This window comes from Streptomyces sp. NPDC038200, from assembly GCF_055600785.1.
The window spans coordinates 13,632-35,659 of record NZ_JBVJYH010000037.1 but is presented as its reverse complement, the minus strand read 5'-3'; the positions used below and the strand labels follow the sequence as shown (position 1 = coordinate 35,659).

At 71.1% G+C, this 22,028-nt stretch carries 17 protein-coding genes; 10 read left to right on the top strand and 7 right to left on the bottom strand.

Annotation, left to right across the window (positions count from 1 at the left end; genetic code table 11):
- Positions 1-21 precede the first annotated feature (21 nt).
- Entirely contained in the window at positions 22-1,347 is a 1,326-nt protein-coding gene (locus ACZ7KF_RS40360) for an arginine deiminase (protein WP_471087296.1), read from the bottom strand.
- 329 nt (positions 1,348-1,676) lie between these two features.
- Here ACZ7KF_RS40360 and ACZ7KF_RS40355 point away from each other — a divergent pair, with 329 nt between their 5' ends.
- The 6 genes from ACZ7KF_RS40355 to ACZ7KF_RS40330 are packed head-to-tail and all read left to right on the top strand — an operon-like array spanning position 1,677 to position 11,142.
- A complete protein-coding gene (locus ACZ7KF_RS40355) occupies positions 1,677-3,014 on the top strand; it encodes an acyl-CoA dehydrogenase family protein (protein ID WP_471087294.1) in 1,338 nt (445 codons plus the stop codon).
- 1 nt (position 3,015) lies between these two features.
- Entirely contained in the window at positions 3,016-5,985 is a 2,970-nt protein-coding gene (locus ACZ7KF_RS40350; protein WP_471087291.1) for an amino acid adenylation domain-containing protein, read from the top strand.
- Positions 5,978-6,799: a thioesterase II family protein gene (locus ACZ7KF_RS40345; RefSeq protein WP_471087288.1), complete on the top strand. Its 822-nt coding sequence runs from the start codon at positions 5,978-5,980 to the stop codon at positions 6,797-6,799. The genes ACZ7KF_RS40350 and ACZ7KF_RS40345 overlap by 8 nt, the downstream gene beginning before the upstream one ends.
- Positions 6,796-8,817 (top strand): primary-amine oxidase, encoded by a 2,022-nt coding sequence (locus tag ACZ7KF_RS40340; RefSeq protein WP_471087285.1) that lies wholly within the window; start codon positions 6,796-6,798, stop codon positions 8,815-8,817. The genes ACZ7KF_RS40345 and ACZ7KF_RS40340 overlap by 4 nt, the downstream gene beginning before the upstream one ends.
- Complete coding sequence (gene thpD, locus ACZ7KF_RS40335; RefSeq protein ID WP_471087282.1) at positions 8,798-9,709, top strand: ectoine hydroxylase; 912 nt, start codon at positions 8,798-8,800, stop codon at positions 9,707-9,709. Before ACZ7KF_RS40340 ends, thpD begins: the two co-directional genes overlap by 20 nt.
- Positions 9,706-11,142 (top strand): aminobutyraldehyde dehydrogenase, encoded by a 1,437-nt coding sequence (locus ACZ7KF_RS40330; protein ID WP_471087279.1) that lies wholly within the window; start codon positions 9,706-9,708, stop codon positions 11,140-11,142. Before thpD ends, ACZ7KF_RS40330 begins: the two co-directional genes overlap by 4 nt.
- A gap of 51 nt (positions 11,143-11,193) precedes the next feature.
- On the opposite strand, the gene ACZ7KF_RS40325 is transcribed toward ACZ7KF_RS40330, so the two are convergent.
- Together ACZ7KF_RS40325 and ACZ7KF_RS40320 are read right to left on the bottom strand one after the other, a co-directional pair.
- The gene (locus ACZ7KF_RS40325; protein ID WP_471087276.1) at positions 11,194-12,045 is read right to left on the bottom strand and encodes an EamA family transporter; all 852 of its coding nucleotides are present in this window, start codon (positions 12,043-12,045) and stop codon (positions 11,194-11,196) included.
- Positions 12,046-12,335: 290 nt separating this feature from the next.
- Complete coding sequence (locus tag ACZ7KF_RS40320; RefSeq protein WP_471087273.1) at positions 12,336-13,445, bottom strand: FAD-dependent monooxygenase; 1,110 nt, start codon at positions 13,443-13,445, stop codon at positions 12,336-12,338.
- A 160-nt stretch (positions 13,446-13,605) separates the two neighbouring features.
- Between ACZ7KF_RS40320 and ACZ7KF_RS40315 the strand changes: the two genes are divergently transcribed.
- Positions 13,606-14,568: a TetR/AcrR family transcriptional regulator C-terminal domain-containing protein gene (locus ACZ7KF_RS40315; RefSeq protein ID WP_471087270.1), complete on the top strand. Its 963-nt coding sequence runs from the start codon at positions 13,606-13,608 to the stop codon at positions 14,566-14,568.
- 113 nt (positions 14,569-14,681) lie between these two features.
- On the opposite strand, the gene ACZ7KF_RS40310 is transcribed toward ACZ7KF_RS40315, so the two are convergent.
- Positions 14,682-14,927: a DUF5133 domain-containing protein gene (locus ACZ7KF_RS40310; protein WP_471087267.1), complete on the bottom strand. Its 246-nt coding sequence runs from the start codon at positions 14,925-14,927 to the stop codon at positions 14,682-14,684.
- 659 nt (positions 14,928-15,586) lie between these two features.
- Entirely contained in the window at positions 15,587-16,096 is a 510-nt protein-coding gene (locus ACZ7KF_RS40305; RefSeq protein ID WP_471087264.1) for a hypothetical protein, read from the bottom strand.
- 682 nt (positions 16,097-16,778) lie between these two features.
- Between ACZ7KF_RS40305 and ACZ7KF_RS40300 the strand changes: the two genes are divergently transcribed.
- Complete coding sequence (locus tag ACZ7KF_RS40300) at positions 16,779-17,783, top strand: outer membrane protein assembly factor BamB family protein (protein ID WP_471087261.1); 1,005 nt, start codon at positions 16,779-16,781, stop codon at positions 17,781-17,783.
- A gap of 567 nt (positions 17,784-18,350) precedes the next feature.
- On the opposite strand, the gene ACZ7KF_RS40295 is transcribed toward ACZ7KF_RS40300, so the two are convergent.
- A complete protein-coding gene (locus tag ACZ7KF_RS40295; protein WP_471087258.1) occupies positions 18,351-18,617 on the bottom strand; it encodes a hypothetical protein in 267 nt (88 codons plus the stop codon).
- Between the two features lie 166 nt (positions 18,618-18,783).
- Here ACZ7KF_RS40295 and ACZ7KF_RS40290 point away from each other — a divergent pair, with 166 nt between their 5' ends.
- Positions 18,784-19,842 (top strand): outer membrane protein assembly factor BamB family protein, encoded by a 1,059-nt coding sequence (locus tag ACZ7KF_RS40290; protein ID WP_471087255.1) that lies wholly within the window; start codon positions 18,784-18,786, stop codon positions 19,840-19,842.
- Between the two features lie 121 nt (positions 19,843-19,963).
- Here ACZ7KF_RS40290 and ACZ7KF_RS40285 read toward each other — a convergent pair whose 3' ends face one another.
- Positions 19,964-20,377, bottom strand: a complete 414-nt coding sequence (locus tag ACZ7KF_RS40285) for a winged helix-turn-helix transcriptional regulator (protein ID WP_471087252.1) — start codon at positions 20,375-20,377, stop codon at positions 19,964-19,966.
- A 39-nt stretch (positions 20,378-20,416) separates the two neighbouring features.
- Between ACZ7KF_RS40285 and ACZ7KF_RS40280 the strand changes: the two genes are divergently transcribed.
- Positions 20,417-21,925 (top strand): MFS transporter, encoded by a 1,509-nt coding sequence (locus tag ACZ7KF_RS40280; RefSeq protein WP_471087249.1) that lies wholly within the window; start codon positions 20,417-20,419, stop codon positions 21,923-21,925.
- Positions 21,926-22,028 lie beyond the last annotated feature (103 nt).

Below are 22,028 nucleotides of genomic sequence, written 5' to 3'. Positions count from 1 at the left end.
GTTCGGGAAGGAGCGCCGGGATCAGGCGGCCGGCGGGTCCCGGAGCAGGGGGCAGGACAGGCAGTGCGGTCCGCCTCGGCCGCGTACCAGTTCGGCGCTGGGGGTCGTCAGCACCTCGATGCCGGCGGCGCTCAGCTGATCGTTGGCGACGACGTTGCGGTCGTAGGCGACGACCGTGCGCGGGCGGACGGCCAGCACGTTGGCGGCGTCGCTCCACTGCTCCCGCCGGGCCTCGCCACCGGTTCGGTCGCCGCCCGTCGTGATCAGACGCAGCGCGGGCAGGCCGAGGGACCTGGCCAGGCGGGTCAGGGGGTCGTCGACGCTCTCGGCCACGACCGCCGCGTCCCGGTCGAGCCGCAGCGCGAACCACCGGCACGCTCTCAGATGGGCGTCGCTGGACAGGAAGGAGTCCCCGTCGACCATGGTCAGCACCGTGTCGAGGTGCATGCACTGGCGGGCCCGGGGCAGCAGGACGGCGAACACGTGCCGGGCCTGTCCCGAGGTGAGCAGCGCACGGGCCAGCTGTTCCGCCGCCGCGGGCGTCGTGCGTTCGCCGACGCCGACGAGGACGCAGCCCGGACCCGCGAGCAGCACGTCCCCGCCCTCCACCGGTTCGGCCGGACCAGGCTCCGCCGGTCCGGGCAGCGGCCGTGCTCCGGCGGCGCGGGCAGCCGCTCCCAGCAGCAGACCCTCGGCTTCGCGTGCCGTGGTCGCCATGCGGTGGGCCAGGTGGTGGTGCCCCAGCCAGCTGCTGCTGTCCCGGACGAAGAGGGCGTTCACCAGCGGCGGCAGCACGAACGAGTCGGGTGAGCGGGTCAGGGTGTCGAGTGAGGCGGCGACGGCGTGCGGGTGCTCGGCCGTCAGTTCGCGCACGGTGATCCCCGCCAGCAGCAGCCTGGCCCGCGCGCGGGCCGGCCGCCCCTGGCACAGGTCGTCGACCGCGGCGGCGACGGACGGGCTGAGCCGCTGGGCGGCCACCACCGCGCGCACCGTCCGCCGGCCGACGCCGGGTTCGGCCAAGGCGGCGGCCAGCACCGACTCCAGTTCCACCACCTCCACCCCGTTGCTCCGCAACAGCCCGGTGAAGGCGTCGTGTTCCGCCTGGGCGCGCTGCACCCAGGGCAGATCGTCGAAGAGGAGCTCGTGGCAGTTGCCGGGTTCGAGCCGGCTCAGTTCGGCTCCCGGCCGGTGCGTGAGCACCCGGCGCAGGACGCCGGCCTCGTTGTCGACGTAGGTGTCCCGCAGGGCCCGCAGGGCCGGTGATCTCGCGGGTGCCGACGGCGGGCCGCCGGTGGGTGAGCGCTGCCGCGGGGGCCGGTCGTCGAAGAGAGCGGGAGAACGCCTCATGGCCGCTCCTGGCGTCTTGAAGGGGACCGGGTTCTGCGGAAGAAGGCACGGGGAAAGCAAGCGACGCAATACCCCGGTCAGGGAAGCGGTGCCGTGCGGCCAACGTATGGAAATGTCTGTGCATGCGTCAACGGTCTGCTGCCGAAATGACCCCGTGAATGCCGTCGAATCATCCGTGGAGGGCGTGGTGACCTGCATGTCGAGGCCATGTCTGAAGGTTGTGTGAAGGCGTTCCGATCGATGTTCCGCCCGGCTCGGGGAAAAGGCGTCGCAAATTCGCGGGTTTCGATCCTGTGTGCGGGGAACAGCGAGATGGCGGGTTCTTCAGTATGCGTGCACAGCCCTTGACACAAGGTCCGCCGATATCCTCACACTTGAGGAACTGGCAGGACGCTCCGACTGTCGTCGTGATCGCCGCGGGCACCGTGCGGCGCGCGGCGCCGTCGGACCCTTCCGCCGTGCAGTGGAGGAAAATCAACAGGACCGCCGATCGAGTGGGGATTTCCGTGCCCGATTCACTCGCCCTGGCCGATAACTCTGATTTACGCGAGGAAGTACGGCAGCTGCTGGCAGCGCCGGAATTGCAGGAAGAACTGAACAGCACGTGGAGAACTCCGCCGCACGAGGAGTGTCCGCTGCCCCGGTTGACCTATCGGGAGCTGGGTGACCGTGGCCTGCTCGCTCCGCACTGGCCGCCCGAATACGGCGGTCGCGGCACCGATGTGTACGCCACCGCCGTGGTGGCCGAGGAACTCGCCCTGCACGGCGTCCCCGACAGCGCTCGGGTGAACACCATCGACAACGCCGGCGCCACGCTGCTGTCGTTCGGCACCGAGCGACAGCGCCGCCGCTACTGCCCGGACATGGCCGCGGGACGCGTCATGTTCTCCGTGCTGTACACCGAACCGAACGCCGGCAGCGACCTCGGCAGCATGGCCACCCGCGCCGAACGCACGCAGGACGGCTGGCGGTTGACCGGCACCAAGACCTGGAACGCCACGACGGCGGACGCCCGGTACGGCATCTGCGCGGCACGTGTCGCGGGGGGCGGGGACAACGCCTACGCGGCCACCGCCCTGTTCGTCGTGCCCCTGGATCATCCCGCCGTACATGTCGAGGCGTTGCAGACCATCAATCCGGAGCGGTTCTTCACGGTCCGTCTCGACGGCGCCGAGGTGGACGACGAGGCGCTGGTCGGCTCGCCGGGCGCGGGCTGGTCGATGCTCACCCAGGCGCTGGGGATGGAACGTACCGGCGTCTGCTTCGCCGGACGGGCCCGGCGCTGGCTGGATCAGCTGGTACGGGCACTGGAGGCGGACAGCGCACCGGCCCTCCCGGGCGGCGCGGCCGAGCTGCCCCGGCTGGACGCCGAGGTGACCTCGGCACGGCTGCTGGGCTGGCGGGCCGTGGCCGACCTCGCGGACGGGCGTCTCGGCGCCGCGGCCGCCGCCGCAGCCAAGTGGTGGAGCAGCGAACTCGCCCAGCGGGTCGCCTGGCTGGCGTGGGATCTGCTCGGACCGCAGGGGTCTCCCGCCTTTCCGGACCTCATGGTGGCCGTCCGCGAGGCGCCTGGGCTGACACTCGCCGCCGGCACCTCCGAAATGCAGTTGTCGACCGTGGTCACCGACCTGCTGGACGGTGGCGACCCCTGGGAGGAGCAGGTCTGACATGCCTCGTCACAGCACCTGGCAGCGACAGCTGATCCGCGACTTCACCGCCACGCTCGCCTCGTGCGACCCGGCCGACGTCACCGAGGTGCGCCGCTCGCTGGCCCGGGACGACTGGAACGGCGCCTGTCTGCCGGTCGACGACGGGGGCCTCGGGCTGACGGCGGCCGACGCCGCCGGCCTCGCCGGGCAACTGGGCCTGGCACTGGGCCCGAGCGACCCCCTGGACGTCCTGGCGGCACTCCCGCTGCTCACCCGCACGGCCCCCGAACTGGCCGAGGAGGTACGCACGGGCAGGTACAGCATCGGCATGGCCGTACCCAGGCCGGTCGCCGAGGGACAGCGCACCTGGCACGACGCCGGGGGCACCGGGCACGAGGAGTGCGCCGCCCGGTCCACCGGCCCCGGCAACCGGCCCGCCTGGTATCCCGGCCCCGCGCTCTTCACCCGGAAGCAACCGGATGTCGTCCTCCTGCCGGCCCCCGAAGCACCGGATGCCGTGACCGGTTGGCGGCCGGCCGCGGTGACGCGCCGGTCCACTCCCGGTGACCCGCTCGTCGGCGTGGCGCCGGACACGCCGGGCACCGTGCAGCCGGGCCTGGTCGGCGTGTCCGCCGGTCCGCTGTGGGCGGTGGGCACGCTGCTGCGCAACGCCCATCTGCTGGGCCTGGCCCGGGCCGCGCTCAGCCGGGCCGTCGACCGGGCCCGCGGGCGGCCGCAGTTCGGCCGCCCGATCGGCTCGTACCAGGCCGTCGCCTTCCCGCTCGCGGCGCAGCGGGCCCGGCTGGAGGGGCTGCGTCTGGCGAACGACGCGCGGCTGCGCGAGCTCGACGCCGGGGGCGAGGACGTCGCGTCGGATCGGGCCTGGCGCGCGCTGGCGGACGCGCTGGCGCTGACGGCCGCGATCACCGCGCTGCTGAGCGACTGCGTCCGCCACGCCGTCCACGTCCACGGTGCGTTCGGCCTGTACGACGGCAGTCCCGTCGCCACCTGCCACCGCCGTCTGCTGACGGAGACGGCCCGCTGGGGACAGCGGGGGCTGGTGGACGGCCCGCTCCCCCGCCGGTCCGAGGTGCGGCCCGGTCCCCGGGACGCGGCCGCCCGCCGGCACCGGTCGGCAGCGCGCCGGCTGGCGCGTCTGCGGGAACCCGCGTGCGTGCGCGACAACGAGGTGCGCTACCCGGCCGACCGGTGCGTGCACGAACTGGTCGGGCTGGCGGCGGCCCGCCACCCCGACGCGGTCGCCGTCCGCAGCGCCGACGGCGACCTCACCTACGCCCGGCTCGACGCGGACGCCGAACGCCTGGCAGGCGCGCTGCACCGGCGCGGCATCGGCGCAGGTGACCTCGTGGGGCTGCACATGGAGCACGGCCCTCAGGCGGTGACGGCGATCCTCGCCGTTCTCAAGGCGGGTGCCGCCTACTTGCCACTGGATCCGGCTCTCCCGCCGGAGCGCACCGCTTTCCTCACCGAGGACGCGGGGGCCGCCCTCGTCGTGAGCGACGTACGGCTGCGCGACGCGCTGCCGTCGTTGCGTGCGCCGGTCACCACTGTGCCCGAGCTGGCCCGGACCACACCGGATCCGCAGGGCGAGCGACGGCCCGCGGCCCCCGACTCGCTCGTGTACGTGCTCTACACGTCCGGCTCCACCGGTACCCCCAAAGGGGTCGAGATCGAGCACCGGAATCTGGCCAACCGGTTGCACTGGGACGCCGCCACGTTTCCGCTGCGCCCGTCGGACGCGGTGCTGCACCACACGTCCCTCGGCTTCGACATCTCCGTGTGGGAGATCTTCGCCCCGCTGATCTCCGGCGCCACGCTCGTCGTTCCCCCGCCGGAAGCGCTGCGCGACCCGCACCGGATGCTCACCCTCATGCGGGACACCGGCGTCACCGTGCTGGGATGCGTCCCGTCCCTGCTGGACGTCCTGCTGGACGAGGACGACCCGGCCCTCGGCGACGTGATCGGGCTGCGCTACGTCTTCTGTGGCGGTGAAACACTGCCACCGGGGGTGGTCGACCGGTTCCACGCGCTCGGACTGCCGGCCGAGCTGCACAACTTCTACGGCCCGAGCGAGTGCACCATCGACGTCACGTCCTGGCGCTGCGATCCCGGCGCCGGCGACACCCCGGTACCCATCGGGGCTCCCCTGGCCAACGTCAGCGTCCACGTTCTGGACGAGAACGGCGAGGTGGTGCCGCCGGGCCGGCCAGGAGAGCTGTACGTGGGCGGGGCCGGCGTGGCCCGCGGTTACCGCCGGCGCCCCGGCCAGACCGCCCGGTGCTTCCTGCCCGACCCCTTCACCGACCGGCCCGAAGCCCGCATGTACCGCACCGGCGACCGCGTGCGCATGGACCGGGCCGGAATCCTGCACTTCCTCGGCCGGACCGACCGCCAGGTGAAGATCCACGGCCACCGCGTCGAACTCGGCGAGATCCAGCACGCCCTGGAACGCCACCCGGGCGTCCGCGCGGCTGCCGTCCGTGCGGTCGAGGACCGTATCGAGGCCCATGTCGTCGCCGCGGAAGGCAGCCCGCCGGACGTCCCCGGGCTGACCCGGCACCTGCGCGGCACCCTGCCCGCCTACATGGTGCCCGCGGCCTTCGGTTTCCGGTCCGCGCTGCCCGTCACCGGCAACGGCAAGACCGACTACGCCGCGCTGCCGCGCCTGAGCCCCGGGATCCACGGCCCGCACGGCACGGCGGACCCGGCCGACGGCGGCCGCCCCGACGCCCTGGAGGACGCCCTCGCCGAACTCGCGGGCCGGCTGCTCGGCCGGGACCGGCTGGATCCGGGCGACGACTTCTTCGCCGCGGGCGGCAGTTCGCTGCACGCCGCCCGGTTCGTCTCGCGGGCCCGCACCGAACACGGCCTGGACGTCCGCCTGGAGCACTTCCTCGCGGCCCCCACCATCCGGGATCTCGTCAAGAGCGCAGCGCACGCAAGGGAGGGCGACCACCCCGATGACTGACGAACAACCCCGCACCCCGCCGTACGACGGTCCCACCGACGCGCGGATCCGCCTGTTCTGCTTTCCGCACGCCGGAGCCGGCAGCGGCGCCTACCGGCCGTGGATCCCCGCGCTCGCCCCCGACATCGACGTACGTCCCGTGGAGCTGCCGGGGCGCGACGGGCGCTACGCCGAACCGCCCCGCACGAGCGTGACCGACCTCGCCCTCGGCTGTGCCACCGACCTGCTCGACGCCCTCGCCGACCGGACGGAGAACCTGCCCTTCGCCCTGTTCGGGCACAGTCTGGGCGCCCTCGTCGCCTACGAGACCGCGCGCGCCCTGCTGCGCCGGGGCAGGCCCCCGGCGATGCTCGTCGTCTCGGGCAGCGAGCCCCCGCACCGCCTCACCGCGCCGGCCCGCCCCTGTCACCGTCTGCCGGACGACGCCTTCCTGGCCGAGGTGATCCGGCTCGGCGGCACCTCACCGGACATCCGCGAGGAGAAGGAGCTGCTGCGTGTCATGCTGCCCACGCTGCGCGCCGACTTCACCGCAGCCGAGACCTACCGGCACCGCCCCGGGGGTCTTCCGCTGCCGATACCCGTCGCCGTCTACGCCGGCTCCGACGACATGACGCTCGTGCAGCGGCACCTGGACGACTGGGGCCGGCTGACCCGCGTCCCCGTCGTGCGGCACCGGCGGTTTCCCGGCGACCACTTCTATCTGGACGCGGTCCGCCCGCTCGTCCTGCAGGCCCTGCGGCACGACCTGTCACAGGCGGCCATCCCCCACCCCGTCCCGACTCCCACCGTCCCCCTGTCCAGGAGGCCGCTGTGACCGTATCTCCCGCCAGGACGACCGTGCTGCACAGGCATCCGCTGGAGCCGCTGACCGCCGACGAGATCCGGCTCGCCGCCACGCTGCTGAAGTCACGGCGCGGGCTCACGTCGGACGTGCGTTTCGTCATGATGTCGCTCCGGGAGCCGGACAAGGAGGTGCTGGCGGACGGCGATCCGCAACGGCTTCCGCCGCGCGAGGTGTTCGTCGTGCTGCGGGATCGCCGGCACCGGCGCACCTACGAGGCGGTGGTGTGCCTGGACACCGGTGAGGTCACCCTCTGGCGCGCCCTGCCCGGCGTCCACACCGCCATCACCGAGGAGGAGTTCGAGCAGTGCGACGCGGCGGTCCGCGCGGACAGCCGCTGGCAGGAGGCCATGCGCCGGCGCGGGGTCACCGACTTCTCCCTGGCCATGGTCGACGCCTGGCCGACCGGACACACCGGCGACCACGACGACTGGCCGGGGCGGCGACTGTCCTACGCGCTCACCTTCGTGCGGGTCCATCCCCGCGACAACGGATACGCCCGCCCGGTCGAGAACCTGGTGGCGATGGTGGACCTGGACTCGATGGAGGTTCTGGACGTCGCCGACGAGGGGCTGGTGCCGTTGCCGCCGCTCTCCGGCAACTACGACCCCGAGGAGCGCGGCGAGGACGGCAACTGGCCGCCCGTCGTCCGGGAGCGCTCCGATCTGAAGCCCATCGAGATCACCCAGCCCGAGGGGCCGAGCTTCAGCGTCGACGGGTTCGCCGTCCGCTGGCAGAAGTGGCGACTGCGTCTGGGCTTCACCGTCCGCGAGGGCCTCGTGCTGCACCAGCTGGGCTACGAGGACAAGGGGCGGGTCCGGCCGGTCCTCCACCGTGCCTCCCTCGCCGAGATGTACACGCCGTACGGCGACCCCGGCTTCACCCACTACCGCAAGAACGCCTTCGACGAGGGCGAGTACGGCGCCGGATTCATGGTCAACGCCCTGGAACTCGGCTGCGACTGCCTGGGCGAGATCCACTACTTCGACGCCGTGGTGCACGACCAGGACGGCGAGCCGGTCACGCTGCCCCATGCGATCTGCATGCACGAAGAGGACATGAACATCGCCTGGAAGCACACCGACTTCCGCACCGGCCGGGTCGTCACCCGGCGCCAGCGCCGGCTGGTGATCTCCTCCTTCGCCGTCCTCGGGAACTACCAGTACGGCTACTTCTGGTACCTGTACCTGGACGGCACCATCGCCTTCGAGGTCAAACTCACCGGAATGATCTCGACGGGTGCCTTCACCGGCACCTGCCCGCCCTACGGCACGGCGGTCGCGCCCGGCCTCTACGGCCCGCACCATCAGCACTTCTTCTCCATGCGCCTGGACATGGCCGTCGACGGGCCGCGCAACTCCGTGTACGAGGTCGATTCGGTGCCGCTGCCCATGGACGAACACAATCCGTACGGCAACGCCTGGCGCACCGAGCCGCGCCTGCTGGCATCGGAGTCCGAGGCCCGGCAACGCGTCGCACAGGCCGCCACCGGCCGGTACTGGACCATCGTCAACCCGCACCGGCGCAACGGCCTCGGCGAGCCGGTCGCCTACAAGCTGGTCCCCTCCTCCGGCCTGCTGCCCATGCAGCCGCGTGGCAGCCAGGCCTGGCACCGGGCCCGGTTCTGCTACGGGCATCTGTGGGTCACGGCGCACGATCCCGACCAGATGTACGCGGCCGGCGACTACCCCAACCAGCATCCCGGCGACGCGGGCCTGCCCGAGTACGCCCAGGCCGACCGGCCCACGGCCGACGCAGACATCGTGCTGTGGCACACCTTCGGCGAACACCATGTCGTACGCCCCGAGGACTGGCCCGCGATGCCGGTGGTGGCCACCGGTTTCACCCTGCGGCCGAACGGCTTCTTCGACGGCAATCCGGCGCTGGACCTGCCCGCGCCGGACGCCTGCCGGGCCGCCCCCTGCCCTGACCGACTGCCCGACGAACGCTCCCCGAAAGGCACCCAGCACCATGGCCACGACACTGACTGACCGCTACCCCACCCGGCTCCCGGAGCCCGCTCCCCGCGTTCCCCGGCACGATCCCGTGGTGTGGGGCGATCCGGCGAACGGCCCCCTCTCCCCCGGCGAGTGCACGGGCTTCGCCGACCGCGGCCACCATCACCCCCCGCTCCCGCTGTTCGGCCCCCAGGAGGTGGAAACCTTCCGGCAGGAGGCCGCGCGGCTGGCCGCGGACCCGGAGCTGCGCGCCGGCGGGCGCACCGTGGTGGAGGAAGCCTCCCAGGAGGTCCGGTCCGTCTTCGAGGTGCACCGCATCAGCGCCGTCTTCGCCCGCATGGCCGCGGACCCGCGCCTCGCGGACGTGGCCCGCCAGATCCTCGGTTCCGAGGTGTACGTGCACCAGAGCAGGGTCAACTACAAGCCGGGGTTCGCCGGCGGTCCGTTCTACTGGCACTCCGACTTCGAGACCTGGCACGCCGAGGACGGCATGCCGCAGCCTCGCGCGCTGAGCGTCTCCATCGCGCTGACGGAGAACCATCCGTACAACGGCAGCCTGCTGATCATCCCGGGATCGCACCGCAGCTTCGTGCCCTGCGTCGGACGCACCCCGCCCGGCCATCACCGCACCTCGCTGCGCACCCACGCGCCCACCGTCGGCATGCCGGAGGAGGACGCGGTGCGCGAGCTGACGGAAGAGGCCGGGGGGATCGACCAGTTCACCGGGCCGCCCGGGTCGGCGACGTTCTTCGACTCCAACTGCATGCACGGTTCGAACGGCAACATCACGCCCTGTCCGCGCTCCAACGTCTTCATCGTCTACAACAGCGTCGACAACACGCTCGGGCCGCCGTACGCCGCGCCCGAGCCCCGGCCGCCGTACATCGCCTCCCGTGACTTCACGCCCGTCGGGGAGGTCCGGTGAACCTCGGCGAACCGCTGGACAACTTCGTCGGCGGAGCCCGTCGTCCGGCTCGCGCCGAGGAGACCGTCACCCTGGTGAACCCGGCCACCGGCCGTCCCGCCGGTACGGCCCCCGTCTCCGGCGAGGCCGACATCGACGCGGCCGTGCGCTCCGCCCAGGACGCGTTCGAGCGCTGGCGTGCCACCCCGCCCGGGGAGCGGCAACGGGCGCTGCTGAGGATCGCGGACGCCCTGGAGGAGCGGGCCGAGGAGTTCGTGGCCGCTGAGGTGGTCCACACGGGCAAGCCGCTGCACCTCGTCGCGAGCGAGGAAATGGGACCCATGACGGACCAGATCCGGTTCTTCGCCGGGGCCGCCCGCATGCTGGAGGGCAGGGCCACCGGGGAGTACCTGCCGGGCCACACCTCGTCCGTCCGCCGGGAACCGGTGGGGGTCTGCGCCCAGGTGACGCCCTGGAACTACCCGCTGATGATGGCGGTGTGGAAGTTCGCCCCCGCCGTCGCGGCCGGCAACACCGTGGTCCTCAAACCTTCGGACACCACGCCGGTGACCACGCTGATGCTGGCCGAGCTGGCGGCCGAGTTCCTGCCGCCGGGCGTCCTGAACGTGGTCTGCGGTACCCGGGAGACCGGGCGCCGGCTGGTGCGGCATCCCGGGCCGGCCATGGTGTCGGTGACCGGCAGCGTCCGCGCGGGCACCGACGTGGCCTCCGCCGCGTCCACCGACGTCAAACGCGTCCACCTGGAGCTGGGCGGAAAGGCACCCGTGGTGGTGGCGGCCGACGCCGACCTCGCCCAGGCCGCACGGGGCATCGCCGAGGCGGGTCTGTACAACGCCGGGCAGGACTGCGCGGCGGCGTGCCGGATCATCGTCGACGCCTCGGTCCACGACGCGTTCGTGGACCGTCTGGTCCGCGAGGTCAAGGAGCTGACGCCCGGTCCGCCCGAGGATCCCAGCGCCTACTTCGGCCCGCTCAACAGCGCGGCGCAGCGCGACCGGGTCCGGGGATACCTGGAGCGCCTGCCCGCGCACGCCCGTACGGTGGTCGGGGGGTCGGCGCTGCCGGGCGAGGGTTTCTTCCACGAGGCCACGGTGGTGACGGGGCTGCGGCAGGACGACGAGGCCGTCCAGGAGGAGATCTTCGGGCCCGTCCTCACCGTGCAGGCGTCCGCGGACGACGAGGAGGCGCTGCGCATGGCCAACGACGTGCGTTACGGGCTGGCCTCGTCGGTGTGGACGCGGGACCACCGCCGCGCGGTGACGATGGCCCGGCGCATCGACGCCGGCATCGTCTGGATCAACTGCCACATGCCCACGGCCGCGGAGATGCCGCACGGCGGCTTCAAGCAGTCCGGGTACGGCAAGGATCTGTCGGCGTACGGGCTGGAGGACTACACGCGGGTCAAGCACGTCATGACGTACACCGCCCCGTGAGCTCCCCGCAGGGTGTGGCCGCCGGAAGGTCCGGCGGCCACACCGCCGTGCTCAGCGCAGGGCGATGAGCGCGATGGCGGCGGCCGCGCACACCAGTCCGGTGGTCTGCCGAGGGGTGAGCCGCTCGTGCAGGAAGACCAGCGCCAGCAGCACCGGGATGGCCGGGTAGAGCGCCGCCAGCACGGTGGCCACGGCCATCAACTGGTGCCGGGTGGCGGCGAGGTACAGGATGATGGCGACCGTCCCGACCGCCCCGGCCGCACCGGCCACCGCCGTGAGCGGCCCGGACATCGTCACCGGAGACCGGTAGCGGACGAGCACCACGGCGATCACCAGCACGGAGGCGACCCGGCTGACCACCACGGGCCACAGCCCGCCGTCCGCTCCCACCTGCGCCATCGCCAGGAACTGCACACCGAATCCGGCGCTCGCGATCAGCGCGGCCGGTACTCCGGCGGTCACCGACGGGCCGCTTCCCCGGGCCTGGCCCGGTACCGAGGCCTGCGAGACGAGCCAGAGCGCCGGGACGGCGGCCACGATGCCGACCCAGGCGACGGCCGCCGGTCGTTCGCCGAGAAAGGCCACCCCCACCAGGACGGGAAGGGCGACGGCCCCCACATCGCTGACGGGGACGACGACGCTCATCTGTCCCTGCGACATCGCCCGGTACAGGAACGCGACCCCCACGCCCGTACCGACGCCCGAGAGCGCCCCGAACCAGTAGTCGCCCGCCGTGCCGGCGCCACCGTGGGACCACAGGGCCAGCAGCACGGCGACGGCGCTTCCGGCGAGCTGTGCGTAGAGGGCCACGGTGATGCCGTCGGCTCTGCGGGAGACGAGCCCGTTCGCGAAGTGGGTCACGCCGAAGCAGAGCGCGGAGGCCAGGGCCAGGATCTCACCCACGGGACCTCCCGGCGGCCGGCGGCGGGCTTTCCCACGACGCTGAGGCATCGGCACACAAAGGCATACCGACGGCCCTACCCGGGATGCCGATGATGATGACAACCGCGAAGGACCCGCTTCGCCGGCTCGGCGAACCGGCCGGTGCGACCGACGCCGGGCAGCGCGGCCTTCCCCGCCCGGTCGATCACCTCGCGGCACTGCCTGCCGGCCCCCGGCGCCGGCAGGCTGGCGAGCGCGGGAACGGTTCGGGGCCGCCCCTTCCCGCTCGGACGTCCGTTCGGGGCAGAGGATCAGCCGTCCAGTGAGAGGGCGTTCTTGGCGTGCTCGACGGATTCCTCCGAGGCCGGTCCGCCGGGATTCTCGAGGGCCAGGGCCTGGTTGAGGACGACGAAAGGACGCATCCGCTGCTCGTAGCGGGAGTACGCGGCGCGGTGGTCGCCGTGTGCTCGGGCGAGGCAGTCGGCCAGCACGTGGGCGCCGACGAGGGCCAAGCTGGTGCCCTGTCCGGAGAGTGGAGAGGGGCAGTGGGCGGCGTCGCCGAGCAGGGCGACCCTGCCCCGTGACCAGTGGTCCATGCGAATCTGGGCCATCGCGTCACAGTAGAAGTCGGGCGCGGTCCCGGCGGCCTCGGCCAAGCGGGCTCCTTGCCACCGCAGGGATGCGAGCTTGTCGGTGACAAGCCGGCGAAGGGCCGCGCCACCGCGCAGGTCGTCGGCGAGGGGGGCGGACTGGAAACCGAAGGCGATCCTGAGTTCGGTGTTGTCGCGTACCGGCATGATGCCGAATCCGGAGTCGCCGTCCTGCAGCCACATCTGCCAGTCGTCCAGCGCGAGGAAGTTGTCCGCGCTGAACACCGACAGGTAGGTGCCCAGGTGGTGGGCGAAGCGCTCCTCGGGGCCGAAGGCGAGGCGCCGTACGGCCGAGTGCAGGCCGTCGGCCCCCACCACGAGGTCGAAGGTGCGGGACGCCCCGTGCGCGAAGCCGACGCGGACGCCGGTCTCGTCCTCGTCGAGCGTGGTGATGCTGTCACCGAAGAGGTATTCGACGTCGGCGCGCGTGTGTTCGTACACCAGCCGCACCAGGTCCTCACGCAGCAGCTCGATGTCGCCGTTGTCGAGTCGGCCGCTGCTGAAGGTCGCCTCGGTGGAGCGGTCGATCTCCCGGCCGTCGGGGGCGAGGATCGACATGCCGCGCATCCGGGTGCGCAGGCCACGTGCCTGCTCCAGCAGGCCCATTCGCTCGACGACGTCGAGAGCGACGCCGCGGACGTCCACGGCCTGACCGCCGGGGCGGAGGCCCGGGGCACGTTCGACGACGGTGGCCTCGAAACCGTGGCGGTGAAGCCAATAGGCGAGTCCGGGCCCGGCGATTCCACCGCCGGAGATGAGAACGGTCTGCATGAAAAGCTCCTCCAGTACGCTGTACGCAGCCCTGAACGTACGACGTACACGCAGCCCGCTCAACAGGCTCAACGCAGGCCCTGTGCTAGGACAGTGACCGGCCGTCAGGCTCCCGCGCCGCCAGCCCCTGCACTAGTACAGACCAGAAAGGCCGCAGGACGTGACGAAGCCCACAGACGCACCCCGACAGCCGCCCTACCTGCGCATCGCCGCCCAGATCCGCCGACGCATCGAGAACGGCGAACTGGGCCCCGGGGACCCGGTCCCCTCGACCCGCCGGATCGCCAGGGAATGGCGTGTCGCACTCGCCACCGCCACCAAGGCCCTGACCACCCTGCGCCTCGAAGGGCTGGTCGAGACCCGCCCCCGGAGCGGCACCGTCGTCGCCGGAACCACCGCCGTCGCCCCACCCAGCAGGCAGGCGCCGGCCGTCCCGGCCCCCGAGCAGGAACTGACCCTCGAACGGATCGTCCGCACAGCCATCGACATGGCCGACGCCGAAGGGCTGTCAGCGCTCTCCATGCGCGGTGTGGCGGCACGGCTCGGCGTCGCTGCCATGTCGCCCTACCGGTACGTCCCCAGCAAGGACGACCTCATCCTGCTCATGGCCGACACCGCGTTCGGTGAAGAGACCCACCCCGCCGAGGTCCCCGCAGAGTGGCGCCCGCGCATCGAACTCGGTGCCCGGACCCTGTGGACCCTGCACCGCAGGCACCCGTGGCTCGCCCAGGTCGGCTCTCTCACCCGCCCCTTGCTCGTACCCCATCTGATGGTCCACGCCGAGTGGGCGCTGAGCGCTCTCGACGGCCACGGCCTCGATCCCGCCACCCTGTTCGACATCCACGTACTGCTCTACAGCCATGTACAGGGCCTGGCGGTGCACCTGGAGCGGGAGGCGCACGCCGAAGCCTCCACGGGCCAGTCGGAAGACCAGTGGATGGACAGCCGCGTTCCCGCTCTTCAGGCACTGGTGGCGTCCGGCCGCTTCCCGACCTTCGCCAAGGCGGTCGGGTCCTTCGACAACGGCTACGACCTGCGCCTCGACACTCTCTTCGAGCTGGGCCTCAAAGCCCTCCTCGACGGCCTGACCTCCCTCATCGAAGGCCAGGAAACCGTCGCCTAGCAGAGGGAACAAGTCCACCCGGCCCCCGGGCCCGACGCCCCCTTCGCGCCACCGGAACACCCACTGTCGGCCGTGCGGTCCGGGACGCGGGTCTCCCTCGGAAGGCCTCCCGGTCAGGCGGCCAGGGTCTGGGGTGCCTCGGCCGCCTCGCGGCGGTCCGCTCGCAGTTGCTCCAGGAGGCCGTCAGCGGCGGTGAGGGCCTCAGCCACCGACGGGGCGCCCGTCATGACACACAGCGTGTGGGTGACATCCTCCAGCATTCGGCTCGAGTAACCGGTGGGCTGCAGGTCATGGCGGAAGCTGGCTTCGGCGAAGCGGGCCAGCACCGTACGCAGTTCCTTCTCCGTCGGCAGCAGCACAGCGACATTCCTCCCTCGACGGGCAGGCCGTCACCCGACCTGCGACACCCGCGACATGCTCGCCCCTCGGGCGGCACCGCGTGGGAACGGAGCAGACACCTGCTCCGGCGAGTCGTCTGCCCGCGTCGGATCACCGTATGCCTCACTCCTGATGCGTTGTGCGCAGGAGCACCAGGTCCGTCCGCGGCGGTCGGCGGGGCCTCGTGGCGGGGAGGCAGGTCGCCGGCTTCGCGCCGACCTAGTACTGCAACAGTGCTTGCTGTGACTGATGGGCAGGTCAGGGGCTGTGTCCGCGGCGTTTGTAGTGGCTGGTGGGGGCCTGGTGTTGTCGTCGTCGGCGCCAGGTCGACCTTCCAGCCGCTCACCGTTCGCCTGGACACCCCAGGGACGCAGCGACCGAAGTGTCAAGCATCTCCCGGGACCGGGCATACCTCGCTCTGCGGAGTGAGTTGCAACTTTCTCCACTGGCTTCAAGGCGTCCGGCTCCGCTGCGCGCTGCGCTCCTGCATTCGGCCCCCGGCGGGGGTCGGCCGGCACCGGGACGGAGGGGGCGCCATTGCCGACCGCGGGGCCGAGTGGCGTGCGTGGGTGCTCCCACCGCAGGAGAGCCCCGGCTGAAGCCGGGGCTCTCCTGCCTCGCCATCGGGTCTCGGAGTCCTTCAGCGCCCGCTCGCCTTGCAGTCCTTCAGCGCCTGCTCCTGTCCCTTGTCGAAGCCCTTGTCCCACATGGGATCGCCCGGCATGTTGGCGAGGTTCGGCTTCGTGCAGTTCTTGATGGCCAGGTTGTAACCGAAGTTGTAGCCATCGGTGAACGTGTCTTTGGCGGTCTTCTCCTCGGTCGCCGCGACCGTGCCGCACGTGACCTCGGAACCGCCGATCTGCAGTGCGGTGACCGTGCCCTCGGGCCCGTTGACAGTGGACGTGAACGCCCCCCTGGCGTCCGTCACTGCAGTGCCTTCTCCACCGGCGTCGGACTGGAAGATCACGTTCTTGTTCGGCTTGAAATTCTCTCCGGTGACCTGGAACTTGTTCGCATCCGCCGTCTTCGACAGACCGCAGTTGGGCGTCGATGCCGACTGTGCCGGTGCCGCCAAGAACGTCACCGACCCGAGTGCCAGCGACGACACCATCAGCGGTGCCAGCGCGGCCAGGTACACACGTCCGTTCATGCTTTCCTCCTTCGAAATTCGGAGCGGTGAACGAAGTCGGGCGGACCCCTCCCACCCGATGGTCCGATCGGAACCCTGGGTGGCGTCATGTCACCCGATCTCTGGGACTTGGCACATCGGGGCGGCGAACTCCGCGCAAGCGCCGAGCCCGCCTTGAGGCCACCTGATTCCGGTTCACATGGCGGGCTGACCGACAAAGGTCCACCTGCCTGCTCGGTGATCTCGCCAAGGGAGACGATCGGATGGCGGGCCGTTCTGGGACCCCGCATCTTCCTGCAGGCCACAGCCCTACCGATGGCGGTCCCGCAGGGTCTCAAGAGGCGTTTCCATCGTCCCGCTGCTCGTGCGCCGTGTCTACTTGGGGCGCACTTCGGGGCCACCGGAGGGTCTGCGGACGGACTGCCCCTACGCGTCGCACTTCCCGCAGCCGACCATTACGACAGCCAGGCACTGGGCCCGATCGATGGTCGTCACGGTCGTCGTTCTCCTTCGGCTCGGCAGCAGGTCGCGGATCGCGTCGCGGGCCTCGCGCACGGGTCGGGCCGCGCTGCTGTCCGTCCGCTCGGATCCGCGGGTGTCCCCGGCCGACCCGACTGGCGGATCGTCATGTTGGATGTGCCGGCCTCGGGGGCGAGCCACTGACCCGGTTGCCGCACTGGTGCGCAGCTGATGAACTGGGCGCATGCTAGGGCGGACGGTGTGGGAGCGCAACCTTCACCAGGCAGGCTGTGCGGCTGGACTGGCGGTGACCGGCGAGCACATCGTCGTCCACGAGCGCTGGACTCGCATGGTCGGTCTCGACCCCCGCGACGGCACGCGGCGCTGGGATGTTCCGGTCGGCACCTGGCCCCGGGGGATCGTGATCGCCGGCGCACGCTGCCTGGTGATCCCGCAGAGTGTCCCTCGACTGTCGTGCCTGGACGTGCGCACCGGGGAACTGCTGTGGAGTGCGCTCCTCGCCGAGTTCACCGGGCATCTCGTCGCGACACGGGACACGGTGATCGTCGGTGGCTGGCGCGGCTACACCCCGCTCACGGCCTTCGACCTGCGGACCGGGGCGTTGCTCTGGCAGAGTGCCAAGCGTGCCGAAGTCGTGGTTCCGGCCGTGGTGGGCACCGGTGTGCTGGTCGGTGAGCCGCACGGCCGCGAGATCCGCCTGATCGACCCGCGTGATGGACGGACCAGGTCGCGGTGGTCGCTGCCCGAGCCGCTGGCCTCCGGCGATGCGGGACCGGTCCTCACACCGTTGGATGGCGATCGGGTCCTCGCCCGTTCCGGGCCGCGTACGGTGGTCGAGATCTCGCTCTCCACGGGAGCCGTCGCGGACTTCTACCGATCCGACGAGGATCTCGCGTCGCGGGCTGTCGGCCGGACCGGCTCGACACTCTGGGTGCCCAACGCGCGCGGTGGGACCCTGGCCGTCGATACGCACCATGCCAGGCCGATGCGTGCGTTCGGCGCGGGGCAGCCGTTCGTCGGTCACCCCGTCCAGGTGGACTCCGGGTTCGTCCTCGCGGCACGCCACGGGCTGCTGAGCCTGGTCGATCCGGACCTGGAGGCGCCCTGCTACGGCAAGTTCATCGGCCGCAGGATCAACGCCCTGTGCGGCCATGGCCCGGGCACGGTACTGGTGCTGACCAAAGGCACGTTGCGCGTCGTCGAGGTCGATACGACAGCCGGCCCATGACCTTCCGTGTGCGGGTCGTTCCGCTTGGCTCGGACCGCCGGGTGCGGTTCGCGATCCGCTCGAAGCGACACGATCCTGGTGGCGAGCAGCACTTCGGCTGACCGGTCTCGGACGGGTCCGGCCGGGCTGGACCGCAGCCGGCGGTACCGATCCGTCCTGTCACCAGGGCGGGGGTTCCGGGCGGCGGTTCCACCACAGAGGTCGGCCGGATACCAGCCGGAGGGCGCCCAGGCGGCTGCCATCTGGCGGACGAGTTTCTCCCAGGCGAACAGGGAACTCCTTGCCGTCCAGCGCGGGGCTCCCGGGGTGCGGGTCTCCTCCGGGACGCCAGCTCTCGCTCGCCGGGGCGCGGCCGCACCGACTCGTGGACGTGGATGTCCAGAGACGTGGACACGTCACCCAAGACGGGCCCCCTCTCGCACAGCACCAGGGCATCCCGGTTACGCAGGTCCTGGTCCGTGTCCTCGTCGGCGACGTCCACCTCCTGGACGGCCACACGCAGGCACCGCGCAAGCACGGCCGTGACGGCGTCGAGGGACAGGGGCTCCAGGGTGAGGAGGTTGTACGTCACGGTGAGTAGGTCCCGTTGTACGCGTCCAGGGCCCGTACGGCCTCCGGGTCGTTTGCGAAGCGCGGATTCCGGGTCAGCTGTCGAGGTCCCTGGTCCGTCGGATGGATCTCCAGCCGCTCTGCTGAAGCGGGTGTGACGCTGCCGAGCAGCAGCCTGGTCAGGACGTTGGCGTCCGGAAGGCCGCCCGGCGAGCGGGGAGGTGCCGGGCTGGGACTGGTGCAGTAGTCGACGACCTGATACTCCACCAGGAGCAGAGTGTCCACGCGATGCCGTCGAAGCGCAGGACCGGACCTAGCGCGCTACCCCGCGCGCCCCCGAACGACTCCGAGCCCCCTGCCCCCGGTCTCGGGCTTGGCGTTCACTGGGGGCCGGCGCCGCTCACACCACCGAGAACGGGGTTGCGCCGTCGCACTCGAGGAAAGGGCGCTCATGAGACATCTCTTCCAGCGCGTCGCAAGCACGGCAGCGATGTGCCTCCTGGTCGGCATCGGATCAGGCGCCACCGCTGTCGCGGCATCCCCCGCGCCGGTCACCAACACCGCGGGTGCCACCGCGGTGGCGTACACCGATGGCACCCAGTTGCGCTTCTACTACAACCTGGACGGGAATCCGATCTGGCAGCGACAGGAAGTGCCGGGGCCGGGCGCGTACTCCGAGCCGGCCATCGCCCGGGACAGCACCGCCACGGTGATCGCGGCGCAGGGCCCGAGCCACAGCCTGTACTTCTACTGGAACCTGCACGGCAATCCAACGTGGACGTCCCAGAAGGTCGCCGGCGAATCCACCACGTATTCAGCCCCTGCGATCACCCGGAACAGCACCAGTACGGTGATCGCGGCGACGGACCTGAACGGTCACTTGTACGCCTACACAAACGTGCACGGGAGCACGACCTGGACCAGGGACGAGCTTCCGACGATCTATGCCGAAGGCACTCCCTCGATCGCCCGGGACAGTACCACCACGGTCATTGCCGTCCGGGGAACCGCCAACAGTCTGTACTTCTTCTGGAAGCGGAACGGCGACACGGTGTGGCGGCACGATCTGGTCGCTCCCGCCGGCAGTGTCGCCTCGGACCCGTCGATCGTTCGTGACAGCAGCTCGTCGGCGATTGTCGCGCGCGACGTGAACAACGGTGTGCGCTACTACCGGAATGTGCACGGCACGCCCAACTGGTCCTCGACCCAGATAAGTTCCGCCCAATCCGTGGGCAACGCCAACGACCCCCAGCTCGCGGACGACGGCACGACGTCGTCGATCGCCGCACAGGGATCGAACGGCGAGATCTACTTCTGGTGGAAGCCGAACGGCACAGGATCGTGGACCCGGGACGTCGTCGAGTATCCCAACTTCGCGCGAGAGCCGTCGCTCAGCCGGGACGCGAGCGCGAGTCGGATCGCCGCACCCGGCACCAACGGCACCACGATCCGGACCTACCGCAGCTTCCATGGCCAACCCTGGACCAGCAGTGTCTTCGACATTCGCTGATGCAGTCCTTCGCCCTGCCCCGCCCCCAGTTCGCACGCCTCGCGGTCCGCTGGGAACGAGGTGTCGAACTCGGGGTCTCCTTCCCTCCGTTTGCTGAGAGCATCCGCCAGATGGCGAGCGTTCAACGCCCGCCGGATCCCGTGACGGCGTCAGGAGCCGATACGGCGGCGTCGTAGGCGGCGCGGGCGGTGGTGATGTCGGCCCGGTGTCGTTCTGCCCAGCCGACGAGCCCGGTGAGCGTTGCGTGGAGTTCGCGGGCCATGGGCGTGAGGCTGTATTCCACCTTGGGCGGCACGGTGGGGTAGACCGTCCTGAGGAGCAGGCCGTCGCGTTCCAGCTTGCGCAGGTTCAAGGTGAGCATGCGCCGGCTGATGCCCGTGATGGTGCGTTCCAACTCGGTGAACCGGGCAGGTCCGTGTGCGGCGGCAACGAGGATTCCAATGCTCCACTTACCCGCGACGTGGTCGAGGACCTCGGTGAGTGGGCACGCCTCGTTGCTGACCTGGTCGGACACATCGGTGTGACTGCGTGACATGAAAGTGCCTCCTTCCGCCGCGCGTCATGGTTACAGAGGATGACCGCTGTAACAAATCATGCACCTTTGGAAGGGGTTTCCGTGCGGAGAGCCAACTCATCAGCTCAGACATCTCGGTGGTCGGCACTGGCCGTGCTCTGTACCGGGCAGTTGATGGTCATCCTCGACGGGACCATCGTGAGCGTCGCGCTGCCGTCCATCCAGCACAACCTGGGCTTCTCCTCGTCCAGCCTGGCCTGGGTGGTCAACGCCTACCTGATCCCCTTCGGCGGCCTGCTGCTGCTCGCCGGACGGCTCGGCGATCTCGTCGGGCGCAAACGCGTCTTCATTGCCGGCCTGGGCATCTTCACGGCTGCCTCGCTGCTGTGCGGTGTGTCCCAGGACCCGGCGACGCTCCTCGCCTCCCGATTCGTCCAGGGCATCGGCGGCGCGGTGACCTCCGCCGTCACGCTCGGCATGGTCGTGACCCTGTTCCCGCAGCCGATGGAACGGGCCAAAGCCATCGGCGTCTACAGCTTCGTCCAGTCCGCCGGCGGCTCGATGGGTCTCCTCGCCGGTGGCGCCTTGACGCAGGCCATCAGTTGGCACTGGATCTTCTTCGTCAACATCCCGATCGGCATCATGGCCCTGCTGTCAGCCTGGCGCCTACTCACTCCCGAGCAGGGTGTCGGCCTCGGACGGGGGATCGACGTGGTGGGCGCGCTCCTGGTCACCTCCGCACTGATGCTCGGCGTCTACACGATCGTCGAGACCACCGACCACAGCTGGACCTCCGCACACACGCTGAGCTTCGGCGGCGTGGCGCTCGTCCTGTTCCTGGCATTCGTCGCCCGACAGGCGAGGACTCCCCATCCGCTGCTGCCGCTGCGTGTGTTCCGCCCGCGCAACGTCTCGGGAGCGATGGGCATCCAGGCTCTCATGGTGTCCGGGATGTTCAGCTTCCCCTTCCTCTGTGTGCTCTACCTGCAGAAGGTGCTCGGCTTCGACGAGATACGCACCGGCCTCGGCATCTTCCCGGTCTCGATCGCGATCGGTGCCCTGTCCCTCGGCCTGGCGCCCAAGCTGATCGCACGCTTCGGTCCCCGTGCCGTACTCCTCCCGGGGCTCTCACTGATCGCGGCAGGTCTCGCCGCGCTCAGCCGCGTATCGGAGGACGGCAGCTACGCTGTGGATGTCCTGCCCGCACTGCTGCCACTCGGCATCGGCTTCGGTCTCGCGATGCCGGCGCTGGCCACGCTCGCGATGTCGGCGGCCACACCCCAGGACTCGGGGATCGCCTCCGGCATGTTCAACACCATGCAGCAGATCGGCGCCGCCTTCGGCCTCGCGGTCCTCAGCACGCTCGCCAATGCGCGCACGGATGCCCTGCTGGGTGACGGGGCACGCACCGCCTCGGCGCTGACGGGCGGTTACCAGCTCGCCTTCCGCATCGGCGCGTGCCTCGTCGCCGTCTCTCTCCTCCTCGCCGCCGCCCTGCTGCGATCCCCCGCCCCTGCGCAACGTCCGTCGTCCGAGGAGGTGCCGGTCGCCGAGAACGCCCCGCTCTGACCAGGTGGCGACGCCGCTGGGGACGGGAACTCCTCAGTGTTCGCGGGAGGACAGGTGCCTGTTGTGCCCTCGCGGCTCATCGCCCCCCCTCCATGAAGAGTTC